Below are 15,305 nucleotides of genomic sequence, written 5' to 3'. Positions count from 1 at the left end.
TCTGCAAGGCCACAATCATCATGATCTAATCTATTAAAAGATTATCGTTAGCTGAGTAAGGTACTTACTGTTAAATAGTGTGATCAAAACTGCAAATAAACATTCTATCCCTCATAATAAACGATTATTTTATAACCAAATAAAAAACAAAACTAAGCAGCATTAAATTTTATTTATTCAATTAATTTTCAATAACTTAAAATAAAAAAACCAACACTTTTTAAACAAAAAAAATTAAATAAATAAATTTTTATCCTTATTTGTTTTTCTAGAGCATTTACTCTTTTTTTTATTGTGCTATTTTTGTCACATGGAGTAACAAATCATATCAGGTTTAAAAACCGATGTTGCCAAAAATGAATACTGAACATAAATAACAGCAATTTCAGTAATAAAATTTGTACCTCAAGGAAAGATACAGCATGAAATTAAAAACACTTACCACAGCCATTATCCTTACAACCGTACCAATGACAGGTGCATTCGCAGCAGCTTTAGACCGTTCAGGTCAATCAATCGCAGCATTTTTACAGCCAGGTAACTATTTTGAAGCAGGCATTTCTGTTTTAGACCCAAATGTTTCAGGTAATGTAAAAAGTGGATGGACTCCAAATCCTGCATTACCAGCAGCAAATATCGGTCTTGAAAATACAAGTGTTGGTGAAATGGCTGGTGATTATTACTTTCCTAGCGCTGCACTAAAACTACAAGTTACTGATAACTTTTCTTTTGGTTTGATTTACGACCAACCATTTGGTGCTGATGCTGAATATAAAACAGATACAAAAACAACATCTGCTGCTTTACCTCCTGCACTTGCTAATCAAGGTGCATTCCACAATGGCACAGAAGGAACATCTGTTGAAGTAAAAACACAGAGCCTATCAATGATTTTTGGTTTTCAACCAACTGAAAACTGGAATATCTATGCAGGCCCTGTTTATCAAACAGTAAAAGGTGATGTTCAATTACGCGGTGTCGCATACGGTGGCCTAGCAGCATTTGGAGATTATAATGCCAATATTGATGAAGATGGTGCTGCTGGTTGGCTTGCAGGTTTCGCATATCAAATCCCTGAAATTGCTTTAAAAACATCAGTTACCTATCGCTCTGAAATTGAACATAAAATACAAGTAACTGAAAGTTTAGGCGCTAGTGGGTTAGCAGCAACAATTAATCCTGCACTTGGATACACACCAGGCCAAACTGAAATAACAACACCTCAATCTGTAAATTTAGATTTCCAAACAGGTGTAATGGCAAATACCGTAGCATTCGCAAATATTCGCTGGGTTAACTGGAAAGATTTTGCGATTCGTCCAAATGATTTTGGTCATGCATCCAAATTCATTCCTGGTAAAGCTCAAGGATTTGATTTAGTTGCATACACAGATGACCAAATCTCAGCAACTGTCGGTGTAGGTCGTAAACTAAGTGAACAATGGGCTGGTAACGTATCAGTAGGTTGGGACTCTGGTGCAGGCAACCCTATTTCTACATTAGGTCCAACTGAAGGTTATTGGAATGTTGGTTTAGGTGCTCAGTTTAGCCCAACACCACAAACTTTTATTGCTGGCGGCGTTAAATATTTCTGGTTAGGTGATGCTAAAGCTCAAGTTGCTTCTGACTTTGGTACAGCTTCTTATGTAGCAAATTTTGAAGACAATGATGCACTTGCATATGGTCTAAAAATTGGTTACAAATTCTAATTTAAGCCATTCAATATTTAAAAAAAGACCATAGTTTGCTATGGTCTTTTTACATTATGCCTATTGTTTTTTAAACTTAGCTTTCTATATGTTTTAAATTTAATCAAAAAGAACCCCTTATATTACTTTCATTTTTTAAAATGATTACTCTATTTTTTTACTTATAAATCATTTACATACTAAGTCACTATTAGTACTTTTACTCTATTCAAGTTTATTTTTTGAATTACACAGTTCATTTCCCAATCAGAGCTGAGCATTTACTCTTTTTTTATTTATGTTATTTTCCCGTAACTTTTAAATAACGATTAAGCGGCTCAAGGAAAAGAATTCATGAAGCTTACAGCGATTCATTCAGCAATTTTACTTAGTTTAATTCCGACGACAGCAACATTTGCCGCTGGACTTGATCGTTCAGGACAATCTATTTCAGCCTTTTTACAACCGGGAAACTATGCTGAAGCAGGTCTTTCAGTTTTAGATCCTGAGGTTCAAGGGAAAGACAATGCTGGCAATAAAGTCAGCGATATGGGCGAAGACTACTACTTTCCTGCTGCTGCTATAAAAATTCAAGCAACAGATCAAATTTCTTTGGGCTTACTTTACGATCAACCTTATGGCGCAGATTCTCAATACGCAACTGATGCTGGCGCATTTGGCGACGGTAAACAAGGTACAGGCGTTGAAGTTAAAACCAATAATATTACAGCTTTAATTGGTTACCAACCGACTGAAAACTGGAATGTTTATGCAGGTCCTGTATATCAAACTGTAAAGGCAAAAGTATCTTTACGTGGTACTGCTTATGGTGGTCCAACTGCTGTCGGTGGTTATGATATTGCGCTTAAAGAAGATGATGCTTATGGCTGGTTGGCAGGTTTTGCCTACCAAATTCCTGCAATTGCGCTAAAAGCAGCAGTAACTTATCGCTCTGAAATTAAACATGAAGTAGAAACATTTGAGACCTTCGGCTTAGGTAAATTAATATTTCCTAGTAGCACCACTGAAGTAACTACACCACAATCTGTTAATCTAGATTTACAATCAGGTATTGCTAAAAATACTTTGGCGTTTGCGAATATCCGTTGGGTACATTGGAGCCAGTTTGCAGTTACACCAAATGTTCTTAAAGAAAAATCAAAAAATAATTTGATTGATTATTCTGATGATCAATGGTCTGCAACAGTAGGTTTAGGTCATAAATTTAACGCTAAATGGTCTGGTACAGCTGCTGTTGGCTGGGATTCAGGTGCTGGTAATCCAGTAACAACTTTAGGTCCCGTTGAAGGTTATTGGAGTGTTGGCTTAGGTGGTCAATATAGTCCTGCTGAAAATTATTTCATCCAAGCAGGCGTTAAATACTTCTGGTTAGGTGATGCTCAAGCCCAAACAGGTGGAAGAGTTGCTGGTAGCTTTGAAGATAATACGGCTCTTGGTTATGGTATGAAAATCGGCTACCGTTTCTAATTAATTAAAAAGATTCAAATTAAATAAGAAAGGGCACCATTGGTGCCCTTCTCTATTACAACTTAGTGATCAAATTAAGCTGGAATATCACGTACAGAAGCATTACGAATCGCTTCTTTTAATGCCTCATAACCCTGAATAGATGGAAATTGTGGAAATTCAGCAATCACATTTTCAGGCGCATCAAATAAGAAACCATGATCAGCCTCACCCAGCATGGTCGTATCATTATACGAATCACCCGCAGCAATCACACGGAAGTTCAAACCATGCAAGGCTTTCACCGCTTGACGTTTCTGATCCGGTTGGCGAAGTTTGTACGCTGCAATCATGCCATTTTCATCAGTTTCTAATTTATGACAAAAAATAGTTGGCCAATCCAACTGTTTCATCAATGGATGAGCAAATTCATAAAATGTATCTGAAAGAATAATCAGCTGAAAATGAGTACTGACCCATTTCACAAACTCTTTTGCACCTGGGAAAGGTCCCATATCTGCAATCACATCCTGAATATCATTTAAGCCTAATCCATGCTCTTTTAAGATATTCAAACGTTGCGTCATCAACACATCGTAGTCTGGAATATCACGTGTCGTTGCTTCTAATGCTTTAATACCGGTTTTTTTTGCGAAGTTAATCCAAATTTCAGGAACTAACACACCCTCAAGATCAAGACATACGATTTCCATGGGTTCTCCTCAGGCCAGTGAAAAAAATTTGCGCTATCATAGCTTAAAAAATGATTTCTTAGGTGCTGTTTTTTAAATCTATTTAATTCATAAGCATTTATTTTTTATTGCTAAGCAGATTATTTCAATGCTATTAAAATCATTGTGAATTAAATTAATATAGGTTTTTAAGTGTCCAAGCCTATAGCCAGGAACTGTCATGACAATTATCCCTACCATTGACCTTGTCGATGCACTTGCATCTGAATATACCGATAAGTCTCCAAGTGAGATTTTAGAACTGGCTTTAAGCCAAGAAGGTGAAATTGCCATTTCATTTTCAGGTGCTGAAGATGTGGTTTTGATTGATATGGCCTCTCATCTCGGTAAACCTTTTCGTGTCTTTAGCTTAGATACGGGGCGTTTACATGCAGAAACCTATCAATTTATCGAAACGGTGCGTAAACACTATAATATTGAGATTGAAATTTGCTTTCCTGAATCTGAAGCCATCGAAAGCTTAGTCAAACAAAAAGGTTTCTTTAGCTTTTTTGAAGATGGCCATCAAGAATGTTGTGGTATTCGTAAAGTAAAACCGCTACGTAAAAAACTTGCTACATTAGATGGCTGGATTACAGGTCAACGTAAAGATCAAAGTCCGGGCACACGTAATGAAATTCCTGTTATTCAAGCAGATGCTGGTTTTTCAGGTCCAGATAAGCAATTGATCAAATATAATCCTTTAGCAAACTGGTCAAGTGCCGACGTATGGAACTATATTCGGATGATGGAAATCCCTTATAATCCACTGCATGAACGTGGTTTTATTTCCATTGGCTGTGAACCTTGTACTCGTCCAGTCCTTCCCAATCAACATGAACGTGAAGGTCGCTGGTGGTGGGAAGAAGCAACCCATAAAGAGTGCGGATTGCATTCCGGCAACTTAAAAAAATAGCTTTTTTCAAAAAAACCACTGTATATCAGTGGTTTTTCTTATACTCATCATTATACAGAAATAAGTTTTTTTATATTTGAAAAGCGATATACTAAAAAGACGGTTTTTATAATTCTAACAAACCTGTTCAAAGTTTAGACATGAACAGCCAATAAAATTGCAGTGAGGCATCCAACGCTATGCGTCCTTTACACCCAATTGATTTTATTTTCCTGTCACTAGAAAAGCGACAGCAGCCGATGCATGTTGGTGGACTCTTTCTATTCCAAATTCCCGATCATGCACCGAAAACCTTTATTCAAGATCTTGTTGCAGATATTCGTAGTTCAAAATCAATCCCCGTCCCACCTTTTAATAATAAACTGAATGGTCTGTTTTGGGATGAAGACCAAGAATTCGATTTAGACCATCATTTCCGTCATATTGCACTTCCACACCCCGGTCGAATCCGTGAATTATTAACTTATATTTCACAAGAACACAGTGCCCTAATTGATCGTGCTAAGCCACTTTGGACCTGTAATATTATTGAAGGCATTGAGGGTAATCGCTTTGCCATGTACTTTAAAATTCACCATGCGATGGTGGATGGCATTGCAGGCATGCGCCTCGTTGAAAAATCGCTCTCACAGGATCCAAACGCGAAAAGTATTGTGCCGCCTTGGTGTGTTGAAGGTCCACGTGCTAAACGCCTAAAAGAACCCACATCAAGCAGATTTAAAAAAATTATGGGCGGAATCAAACAACAATTTGAAGCTACCCCAATCGTGTTCCGTGAGCTATCTCAAACCATTATGAAGGATATGGGGCGTAATCCAGATTACGTATCCAGCTTCCAAGCACCTAGCAGTATTTTAAATCAACGAGTCAGTTCTTCTCGTCGTTTTGCAGCACAATCCTTTGAACTGGAACGCTTAAGCAAAATTGCTAAAGCACTGGGTGTCACCATTAATGATGTGGTCTTGGCTATTTGCTCAGGGGCTTTACGTGAGTACCTGATTACTCAACAGGCTTTACCGAAAAAACCACTGATTGCAATGGTTCCGGCATCTATCCGTGATGATGATTCTGAGGTATCGAATCGTATTACCATGATTTTGGCCAACTTAGGGACCAATAAAGAAACACCACTAGAACGCCTACAAATTATTCGCCGTAGTGTGCTAAACGCAAAACAGCGTTTTAAGCGCATGAACTCAAATCAGATTTTAAACTATAGTGCATTGGTTTATGGTGCAGCTGGCTTCAATATCGTTTCAGGCATGATGCCTAAGCGCCAAGCTTTTAATATTGTTATTTCTAATGTACCGGGACCACGCGAACCGCTGTATTGGAATGGTGCCAAACTAGATGCGCTCTACCCTGCATCTATTGTGCTAGATGGACAAGCACTTAATATCACGATGACCAGCTATTTAGACAAATTGGAAGTCGGTTTAACGGGTTGCCGCAATGCATTACCTAAAATACAAAACTTACTGACCCACTTAGAAGATGAAATTCAACGATTTGAACAAATCATAGGTCAAGAAAACCCAAAGTTACAGGCGGTGAGTTAACCGCGATTTTTGAAAATAAATCTTAAATAAATTAAGGGGCTTAAAATTAGCCCCTTAATTTTTAATAGCTCGGCATCGATTTAATAATTGGTGGCAGACGGAACGAACCATAGCCGTGGTAATTTGAACTTCTTTACCTTGTTCATCCACAATATAACCACTATTAGTGTCAGGTTTATGGTCTAAAACTTTCGAACTTTGTTTAATAATTACTTGGCTTATACTCATGTCATACCTCTTTTTTTTGCTAAGCCAAAAGGAGAAATTTGGCTTTGGCTACTGTGTATGCCTAGTATTAAAAATTACACTTCGAAAGTAAAATTTCAGATGTAACAACTGTTTAACGATATTCTGTTACAATTTCAACTCAGAATGATATCGTATTGCTCTTGCGTATATAAATTTTCCACCTGAAACTTAATCACACGCCCGATAAAATGCTCTAAATCGGCCACTGCGGGTGCTTCAGCTGTTAACAATCGGTCAATCACCAACGGATGAGCAATCACAGTAAAGCCACTTTTTGATTCAAAAGCACGTGCATATCTTAAAATTTCTCGAAAAATTTCGTAACACACTGTCTCTGCTGTTTTCACATAACCACGGCCCTGACAGGTTGGACAGGATTCACAGAGTAAATGTTCCAAGGATTCACGGGTACGCTTGCGCGTCATTTCAACCAAACCCAGTTCCGAAACTTGCGTAATCTTGGTTTTTGCATGATCACGTTCAAGCATCCGCTCAAACTGGCTCATCACCTCTTCACGATGCTGCGCTTCTTGCATATCAATGAAGTCAATAATAATAATGCCGCCCAAATTACGTAAACGGAGTTGACGTGCAATGACTTGCGTTGCCTCCATATTGGTTTTAAACACCGTATCTTCTAGTGTTCTTCCCCCTACATATGAACCCGTATTGACATCAATGGTGGTCATGGCTTCAGTTTGGTCAATCATCAAATATCCACCAGACTTCAACGCTACACGAGTTTGTAGAGCCTTCTGGATATCTTCTTCGACATTATATAAATCGAAAATAGGACGTTCACCCGGATAGTGAATCAGTCTGGTTTGCATACTAGGTACAAATTCAGCGACAAATTCTTGTAACTTGGCATGAATTTCACGTGAATCAACTGAAATTTTAGAGGTTGCTTCGTTGGCTAAATCTCGAATCACGCGTTGCGGAAGGGGTAACTCTTCAAAAATAAGTGAAGGCACCACAATACTTTTTTGTTTACGTTGAATAAATTCCCAAAGCTTGGCCAAATATGCCATATCTTGGGCAATTTCTGATTCTGGAATCCCTTCGGCAGCCGTACGAACAATCACACTGCCCGGTAGCTGATGTGTGCTTTGAATAGGCTCAATCATCGAACGTAAGCGGTTACGTTCTTCTTCAGACTCAATGCGTTGTGAAACACCAATATGATGACCATACGGCATGAGTACCAAATAACGTGAAGGAATAGACAAGTCTGTACTTAAGCGAGCGCCTTTGGTTCCAAGCATGTCTTTCATCACTTGAACCGTAAGCACTTGGCCCGGTTGCAGCAATTCAAATACATTGGGTGTGGGCTGATTACGTGGCCAGATCATATCATTGATATGTAAAAAGGCTGTGCGAGATAAACCAATATCGACAAATGCCGCTTGCATACCCGGCAAAACGCGAACCACTTTGCCTTTATAAATATTGCCCACTAAACCACGTTTAACCGTGCGTTCTACAAATAATTCATTGACCGTACCATTTTGGATTAAAGCCACCCGACATTCCATAGGGGTGACGTTAATCAGTAGCTCGTCAGACATAATAAGACTCAAAACATTATAAAAATTCTTGTTCAGCAGTTAATTTAGGGCCTTAACTACTTTTAATAACTGTACTGTTTCGTATAGGGGTAAGCCCACCACATTACTATAACTTCCTTCGATACGAGGAATATAACGTGCTGCAATCCCCTGAATGGCATAAGCACCAGCTTTACCTAAAGGCTCACCTGTCGCCCAATAATCTTCCATATCATTGCGGCTTAATGCTTGAAACTCAACCTGCGTTCGTACCACTATACTTGATTTTTCGCGCCTTGTACGCACGCAAACACCTGAAAATACATCATGTTTACGTCCTGAAATGGATTGCCACATTTCAAAAGCATGTTGCTTAGATTCAGGCTTACCTAAAATTTGATCAGCCACCCCAACACTGGTGTCAGCAGCCAGAATAATGGCATCTGGGAATTGCTCTAAAACTGCTTGAGCTTTTGCACATGCCAGTCGTTCAACATAGGCTGCAACGTCCTCACCTGCTAAAACAGACTCATCAATTTCTGGACTAAAAATATCAAACTCTAGTCCCAGTTGTTGCAGTAACTCACGGCGACGTGGAGAACTTGAAGCAAGAATTAAATGCGCCATTTTTTCAGTACAAAATAAATCAGTGGGAAAACTAAAATGCTGCTTAACAAAGGCTGCCAGTGTCTTGCAATCGAAAACTGCAACCCACCCATAATTTGCGCAATCCAAGTGATAAATAAATGTGCCAATACGGCTAAAAAGCTAATTGCCCACAGATTACCAAAAGTCAAAATACGGCGTTCACGGGTTAAAAATCGTGCCACAAAGGTAATCACAACAAAACTGAAGGCATTCATGCCTAAAGGCGCATCAACCAAAAGATCGGTAAAAATTCCTGTCCCAAAAGCAAACCAAATACCACACCATGTGGGCTGACACATGACCCAAAACAGCACCACCAACAGCATGAATAATGGACGCGCACCTGAAACAGCGTAAGACAACGGATAAACGATGAGTACTGAACAAATAATGACGGAAAGTACAATCGCAATTAACGGATCACGATTTTTTTCAGAACGCAGTTTAGCGATTAGCATAAGGTTGCTCCATCGCTAAAGAATCGGAAAATAGAACCGCCACATGATGCCCACCGGCCAACTGTGCTGCTGGAATCACATCAATTTTGGAAAATTCACCTGAATTATGTCGATTCACCTTAGACACCGTTCCGACCAAATAACCCGCAGGGAAATGTGCGCCCAGTCCAGAACTATAGACTTTTTCACCCACTTTAATATTGGCACTGGTTGGAACATATTCCATTTTCAAATGACCTAAATCACCCGTACCCGAAACAATGGCCCGCATTCCAGTATGTTCTAAACGTACAGATAAAGAGTGCTCTTTATCCGACAATAACATCACGCGACTACTATGTGGATAGACATTAATGATCTGCCCCATAATACCTTTGTCATCCAGTACGGTTTGACCCACTTTCAGCTGGCTACTTGCACCTCGGTTAATCACAATAATATGACGCAGTGGATCTGCATCTGTACCAATCACTTCTGCAATTTCCATCCGACCATCAATAATCAGTGGCGTATCGAGTAAGCCTCTTAGACGGGTATTTTCAGCAGAAAGTTCAGATAGTTTTTGCAGACGAACTTGCGCCTGTAAAAGTTCGGCATGCATCGCGGTATTTTCACGACGTAACTGCGCCTCGGACTTGGTTTGTTGATTGAGCCATTCTCGCGATAACACTGGATAACTTGCTAAGGCATAAATTGGATTATATGCCGCATACAAGACATCACGTGCGGGTTGAATCACATGCGGCATGTGCCAATTAAAAAACAGCACAACCCAACATGTGATGACCGCAATGATAAATGAGCGAAAAGATGGCGGTTGTCTAGAAAACAGATTTGTTTGCACCCGCCTCGTCCTTAACTTAGCCTACAAATAGCATGTCATGATTTGGATTATCAAAGAATTCTAAGACTTTACCACCACCACGAGTCACACACGTTAATGGATCTTCAGCAACAACCACAGGTAAGCCCGTTTCTTGTGCAAGGAGTTTATCTAGATTACGTAATAATGCACCGCCACCCGTCAACACAATGCCACGCTCGGCAATGTCAGAAGACAATTCAGGAGGAGTTTGTTCAAGTGCCGACTTCACCGCAGAAACAATATTTTGTAATGGATCAGAAATCGCTTGAGCAATTTCAACCGAAGTCACGGTAATTGCACGCGGCACGCCTTCTGCCAAATTACGACCACGTACTTCAATTTCAAGTACTTTTGAGTCAGGATCAAGCAAAGCCATACCGACTTCTTTTTTAATCACTTCAGCCGTCGTTTCACCAATCACACAACCGTGTGCTTTACGGACGTAGTTAATGATTTGCTCATCAAACACATCACCACCGATACGTAATGAATCAGCGTAGACACAGCCTTGTAATGAAATAATCGCGATTTCAGTGGTACCACCACCAACATCAACCACCATCGAACCACATGCTTGCTCAACCGGCATACCTGCACCAATTGCCGCAGCCATTGGTTCTTCAATTAAACGCACATCACGCGCACCAGCATTAAAAACCGCTTCACGGATAGCACGGCGTTCGACCAAAGTCGATTTACACGGCACACACACCACAACACGCGGCGCAGGTGGAAATAGACGTTTTTCATGCACTTTACTGATAAATTGATGCAGCATGGTTTCTGTGACTTCAAAATCGGCAATCACACCATCTTTCATCGGACGAATTGCAGAAATATTCGCAGGCGTACGACCCAGCATTTGCTTTGCATCCAGACCGACCGCGGCAACAATTTTTTGTGAACCACTATGACGAATTGCCACAACAGTCGGTTCATTTAATATAATGCCTCGTCCTGGTGCATAAATAAGTGTATTTGCTGTACCTAAATCAATGGCTAGATCGGGCGAAAACAAGCCAATTAGTCTTTTTAGAATCACGGAGACGTTCTCGATTAAACTTTATGTGGACGCAAGGTGGCAACTTTAACTAAATGTGATGATTTGAACAAGTCAATCGCTTATTATAACGCACGATATTTTGAATTTTTTTAATACTGACTCAGGTGATGTTATGTCTACATCGGATGCACAGCATTCTGCGGATTTAAATGCACAAACAGTTTCGGCAATCGCCAATCTTGCTCGATTGTCGCTAGATGCGACGCAATCTACTGAATATGCTCAAAGTCTAAATAAAATTTTAGGCATGATGGAAACCTTAAAAGGTATCGACACTGATGGTGTTGAACCACTTAAAAGCCCATTTGATCACCCACAACCCTTACGTGAAGACGTGGTTTCTGAACAGAATCATCGTGAAGAATATCAAGCTGTTGCACCTGCAACACAGGATGGCTTGTACTTAGTTCCTCGCGTGATTGAATAATTTTTATTCAGTTAAACCCATTAAATCAAATTTAAGGTAAAGAATTTTTTCTCATGACTGATTTACATCGCTTATCGATTCGTGAAATCACTGAGGGTTTAAGCCAAGCTAAATTCTCATCTCGCGAACTGACTGAACATTATTTAAAACGCATTAATAAAATTGATGCTCAAGTGCAAAGTTTTGTAACCGTAACGCCAGAACAGGCATTGGCTCAAGCAGATGCTGCGGATGCTGCAATCAAAGCAGGTACTGCAACTGTACTGACTGGTGTACCGATTGCGCATAAAGATATTTTTTGTACCCAAGGCATTAAGACCACTGCGGGTTCAAAAATGCTGGATAACTTTATCTCTCCTTACGACGCCACCGTTGTAGCGAAAGGCAAAGTTGCTGGTCTGGTGACTTTAGGTAAAGTGAACATGGACGAATTCGCCATGGGCTCGACCTCGGAGTCATCTTACTTTGGCGCAACTAAAAATCCATGGGCACTGGATCATGTTCCGGGGGGGTCATCAGGTGGTTCTGCTGCGGCTGTTGCGGCTGATCTGGCACCGTTTGCCACAGGTACAGATACAGGTGGTTCAATTCGTCAACCTGCGTCATTCTGTGGTCTTACAGGGCTTAAACCGACTTATGGTCGTGTATCTCGTTTCGGTATGATCGCGTATGCCTCGTCTTTAGACCAAGGCGGCCCAATGGCTCGCTCGGCTGAAGACTGTGCTTACCTGATGAACGTGATGGCAGGTCATGACGCAAAAGATTCAACCTCTATGGAAAAAGACGTTGATGATTATGTGGCTAACCTAAACGGCACAGTGGTAAAAGGCTTACGCATTGGTATTCCTAAACAATACTTTAATGTTGCCGGCTTAGATGCTGATGTAAAAGCACGCGTTGAAGAATCATTGAAAAAGTTAGAAGACATGGGCGCAACCTTGGTTGAGATTGATCTCAACATGACTGAAGCTTATGTTCCGACGTATTACTTGATTGCCCCTGCTGAAGCATCGTCAAACTTACAGCGTTATGACGGTGTACGTTATGGCTACCGTTGTGAGAATCCAGTTGATCTAACCGATTTATATAAGCGTTCACGTTCAGAAGGTTTTGGCCCTGAAGTACAACGTCGTATCTTGATTGGTACTTATGCGTTGTCTGCTGGTTATTACGATGCCTACTATGTCAAAGCACAAAAAGTACGTCGTCTGATCCAACAAGACTTCTTAAAAGCTTTTGAATCTGTTGATGTGATTGCCGCTCCTTCTGCGCCAACCACGGCATATAAAATTGGTGCCTCTTTAGACCCTGTTGAAATGTATTTGGGCGACATCTACACCATCGCTGTGAACTTGGCGGGTCTTCCTGCAATCAATGCACCGGTTGGTTTTGATAAAGATCAATTGCCTGTTGGCTTACAACTGATTGGTAACTATTGGTCTGAATCGCAATTGTTGTCTGTGATTCATCAGTATCAACAAGCGACCGATTGGCATACTCAACGTGCGGCAATTGCTGAGGAGAATGCATAAATGACGAATATCTCAAAAACAGCTCAAAAGAAAGCTAAATCACTGTTGATTGATGGTTGGGAAGTGGTGATCGGGATTGAGATTCATACTCAACTCGCAACAAACTCTAAAATTTTCTCAGGTTCATCAACCACTTTTGGTCAAGACCCAAATACACAAGCCAGCCTTGTTGATTTGGCGATGCCGGGTGTGTTGCCCGTATTGAACAAAGCAGTGGTTGATCTTGCCATTCGCTTTGGTTTGGGAATTGATGCTTATATCGACAAAGCGTCGGTATTTGCACGTAAAAACTATTTCTACCCAGATTCGCCTAAAGGCTACCAAATTAGCCAAATGGATAATCCGATTGTCGGCTTAGGTCATATCGACATTCAACTTGAAGATGGCACAGTAAAACGCATTGGCGTAACACGTGCGCATCTTGAAGAAGATGCAGGTAAATCGATTCACGACCAATTTGAAGGTATGTCAGGCATTGACTTAAACCGTGCTGGTACACCTTTACTTGAAATTGTGTCTGAACCGGACATGCGTTCGGTTGAAGAAGCGGTTGCTTATATTAAAGCGATTCACACTTTGGTACGTTGGTTGGGTATTTCTGACGGCAACATGGCCGAAGGTTCGTTCCGTTGTGACTGTAACGTGTCGTTGCGTCGTCCGGGCAATGAATTTGGTACACGTTGTGAGCTTAAAAACCTCAACTCATTCCGTTTCATTGAACAAGCGATCAATGTTGAAATTGAACGTCAAATGGAAATTTTGGAGTGGGATGGCAAGATTGACCAAGAAACGCGTCTTTTTGATCCTGTGAAAATGGAAACCCGTTCAATGCGCTCGAAAGAGGAAGCGAACGATTACCGCTATTTCCCTGATCCTGACTTGTTGCCTGTGATTATTTCTGATGCTCAGATTGAAGCAGCACGTGCGACTTTGCCTGAATTACCTGCGACACGTCGTGAGCGTTTTGTGGCTGACTTTGCTGTGACTGAATACGATGCTCATGTATTGACACTTTCACGCGAAATGGCAGACTTTTATGAAGCTGTTGTGACGGCTTCTGGCGGTGCGGCTCAAGGTAAAGTGGCTGCAAACTGGGTGATGGGCGAATTCTCAGGTGCTTTAAATAAAGCGAGCCTAGACCTTGCTGAATCCCCTGTTTCGGCTGAACAGTTAGGTGGCATGATTGCGCGTATTGTGGACAACACCATCAGCGGTAAAATTGCGAAGCAAGTCTTTGGCTTTATGTGGGATGAAGGTAAATCTGCCGATGCCATTATTAGCGAAAAAGGCTTGAAGCAAGAAACCGACACAGGTGCAATTGAAGCGATTATTAAAGACGTGCTTGCAGCCAATGAAAAAATGGTTGAAGAATTCAAAGCGGGTAAAGAGAAGGCATTTAACGGTCTTGTCGGTCAAGTAATGAAAGCGTCTAAGGGTAAAGCCAACCCTGCACAAGTAAATGAGTTGATGAAGAAGTTGATTGGTTGATTTATTCGCTAATGAATTGATTCCATGTTATAAAAACCTCGCTTAATGCGGGGTTTTTATATGAATTTAAATAAAATATTAGTAACTTTTTTAACTTTAATTATTTTCAGCTCAAGCTTATTAGCAGATGTTAAAGTTAAAGGCTACTATCGTAAAGATGGTACTTATGTACAACCACATTACCGATCAAATCCTGATGGGAATTTTTATAATAATTGGTCAACTAGTGGCAATGTGAATCCATATACAGGTGAATATGGTATAAAAACTCTTAACTCTAATAAAGAAAAAGTTTATACACCTTCAACTGTAAAAGATTTAAATATTCCCTACACAACCTCGTACTCATCAAATTCTAGTAAGAAAAATACTAAACTCTATAGCTACTCTACCTCTCTAGATAATTTTGAATTAACCTCTAAAATTAATAGTAGTCAACGTCTTAAAAAATTAGGTTTTACAGGTGATACTTCTAATCTTTCTCTTATAGATATGCTTGATTTAGAATCAAGAATTCAATCCAGCAAGCGACTTAAAAATTTGGGTTTTACAGGTGATACTTCTAATTTTTTTCTCATAGATATGCTTGATTTAGAATCAAGAATTCAATCCAGCAAGCGACTTAAAAATTTGGGTTTTACAGGCGATACTTCTAATTTTTCTCTCA

Annotated in this window: 14 protein-coding genes and 1 pseudogene; 8 read left to right on the top strand and 7 right to left on the bottom strand. The window is 40.2% G+C overall.

Going from position 1 to position 15,305, the window contains the following annotated elements; all coding sequences use genetic code 11:
• The first annotated feature begins 422 nt into the window (after nucleotides 1-422).
• Nucleotides 423-1,709 carry an OmpP1/FadL family transporter gene (locus tag F994_RS00795; protein ID WP_004648087.1) on the top strand — a complete coding sequence of 429 codons (1,287 nt, stop codon included), beginning with the start codon at nucleotides 423-425 and terminating at the stop codon, nucleotides 1,707-1,709.
• 333 nt (nucleotides 1,710-2,042) lie between these two features.
• Complete coding sequence (locus F994_RS00790; protein WP_004648086.1) at nucleotides 2,043-3,176, top strand: OmpP1/FadL family transporter; 1,134 nt, start codon at nucleotides 2,043-2,045, stop codon at nucleotides 3,174-3,176.
• Nucleotides 3,177-3,250: 74 nt separating this feature from the next.
• Here the strand turns inward: F994_RS00790 and thrH are convergent, their stop codons facing one another.
• Nucleotides 3,251-3,868, bottom strand: coding sequence for a bifunctional phosphoserine phosphatase/homoserine phosphotransferase ThrH (thrH, locus tag F994_RS00785; RefSeq protein WP_004648085.1), 618 nt, complete (start codon nucleotides 3,866-3,868; stop codon nucleotides 3,251-3,253).
• A 199-nt stretch (nucleotides 3,869-4,067) separates the two neighbouring features.
• Here thrH and F994_RS00780 point away from each other — a divergent pair, with 199 nt between their 5' ends.
• Nucleotides 4,068-4,802 (top strand): phosphoadenylyl-sulfate reductase, encoded by a 735-nt coding sequence (locus F994_RS00780; RefSeq protein ID WP_004648083.1) that lies wholly within the window; start codon nucleotides 4,068-4,070, stop codon nucleotides 4,800-4,802.
• Nucleotides 4,803-4,981: 179 nt separating this feature from the next.
• Nucleotides 4,982-6,361 carry a WS/DGAT/MGAT family O-acyltransferase gene (locus tag F994_RS00775; RefSeq protein WP_004648082.1) on the top strand — a complete coding sequence of 460 codons (1,380 nt, stop codon included), beginning with the start codon at nucleotides 4,982-4,984 and terminating at the stop codon, nucleotides 6,359-6,361.
• A gap of 54 nt (nucleotides 6,362-6,415) precedes the next feature.
• On the opposite strand, the gene F994_RS17520 is transcribed toward F994_RS00775, so the two are convergent.
• The 6 genes from F994_RS17520 to F994_RS00750 form a co-directional block, all read right to left on the bottom strand.
• Nucleotides 6,416-6,589, bottom strand: coding sequence for a PA1571 family protein (locus tag F994_RS17520; protein WP_004648081.1), 174 nt, complete (start codon nucleotides 6,587-6,589; stop codon nucleotides 6,416-6,418).
• A gap of 134 nt (nucleotides 6,590-6,723) precedes the next feature.
• Nucleotides 6,724-8,178, bottom strand: a complete 1,455-nt coding sequence (rng, locus tag F994_RS00770) for a ribonuclease G (protein WP_004648080.1) — start codon at nucleotides 8,176-8,178, stop codon at nucleotides 6,724-6,726.
• A gap of 39 nt (nucleotides 8,179-8,217) precedes the next feature.
• Complete coding sequence (locus F994_RS00765; RefSeq protein WP_004648079.1) at nucleotides 8,218-8,784, bottom strand: Maf-like protein; 567 nt, start codon at nucleotides 8,782-8,784, stop codon at nucleotides 8,218-8,220.
• Nucleotides 8,772-9,263, bottom strand: a complete 492-nt coding sequence (gene mreD, locus F994_RS00760; protein WP_004648077.1) for a rod shape-determining protein MreD — start codon at nucleotides 9,261-9,263, stop codon at nucleotides 8,772-8,774. Before mreD ends, F994_RS00765 begins: the two co-directional genes overlap by 13 nt.
• Nucleotides 9,250-10,107: a rod shape-determining protein MreC gene (mreC, locus tag F994_RS00755; RefSeq protein WP_004648076.1), complete on the bottom strand. Its 858-nt coding sequence runs from the start codon at nucleotides 10,105-10,107 to the stop codon at nucleotides 9,250-9,252. Before mreC ends, mreD begins: the two co-directional genes overlap by 14 nt.
• Before the next feature lie 16 nt (nucleotides 10,108-10,123).
• Nucleotides 10,124-11,170, bottom strand: coding sequence for a rod shape-determining protein (locus F994_RS00750; RefSeq protein ID WP_004648075.1), 1,047 nt, complete (start codon nucleotides 11,168-11,170; stop codon nucleotides 10,124-10,126).
• Between the two features lie 133 nt (nucleotides 11,171-11,303).
• Here F994_RS00750 and gatC point away from each other — a divergent pair, with 133 nt between their 5' ends.
• From gatC to F994_RS17680, 4 genes and pseudogenes are all read left to right on the top strand, one after another.
• A complete protein-coding gene (gatC, locus tag F994_RS00745; protein ID WP_004648074.1) occupies nucleotides 11,304-11,618 on the top strand; it encodes an Asp-tRNA(Asn)/Glu-tRNA(Gln) amidotransferase subunit GatC in 315 nt (104 codons plus the stop codon).
• Nucleotides 11,619-11,671: 53 nt separating this feature from the next.
• On the top strand, nucleotides 11,672-13,150 hold the full coding sequence (gene gatA, locus F994_RS00740; RefSeq protein WP_004648073.1) for an Asp-tRNA(Asn)/Glu-tRNA(Gln) amidotransferase subunit GatA: 1,479 nt from the start codon (nucleotides 11,672-11,674) through the stop codon (nucleotides 13,148-13,150).
• Nucleotides 13,151-14,638, top strand: coding sequence for an Asp-tRNA(Asn)/Glu-tRNA(Gln) amidotransferase subunit GatB (gene gatB, locus F994_RS00735; RefSeq protein WP_004648072.1), 1,488 nt, complete (start codon nucleotides 13,151-13,153; stop codon nucleotides 14,636-14,638). It begins immediately after the preceding gene.
• A 60-nt stretch (nucleotides 14,639-14,698) separates the two neighbouring features.
• Nucleotides 14,699-15,305 (top strand): annotated as a pseudogene (locus F994_RS17680) (hypothetical protein); the annotation flags it as partial.

This window comes from Acinetobacter bohemicus ANC 3994 (assembly GCF_000367925.1).
Lineage (GTDB): Bacteria > Pseudomonadota > Gammaproteobacteria > Pseudomonadales > Moraxellaceae > Acinetobacter > Acinetobacter bohemicus.
Note: the sequence above shows the minus strand (reverse complement) of the source record. Positions and strands in the feature narration are given on the sequence as shown.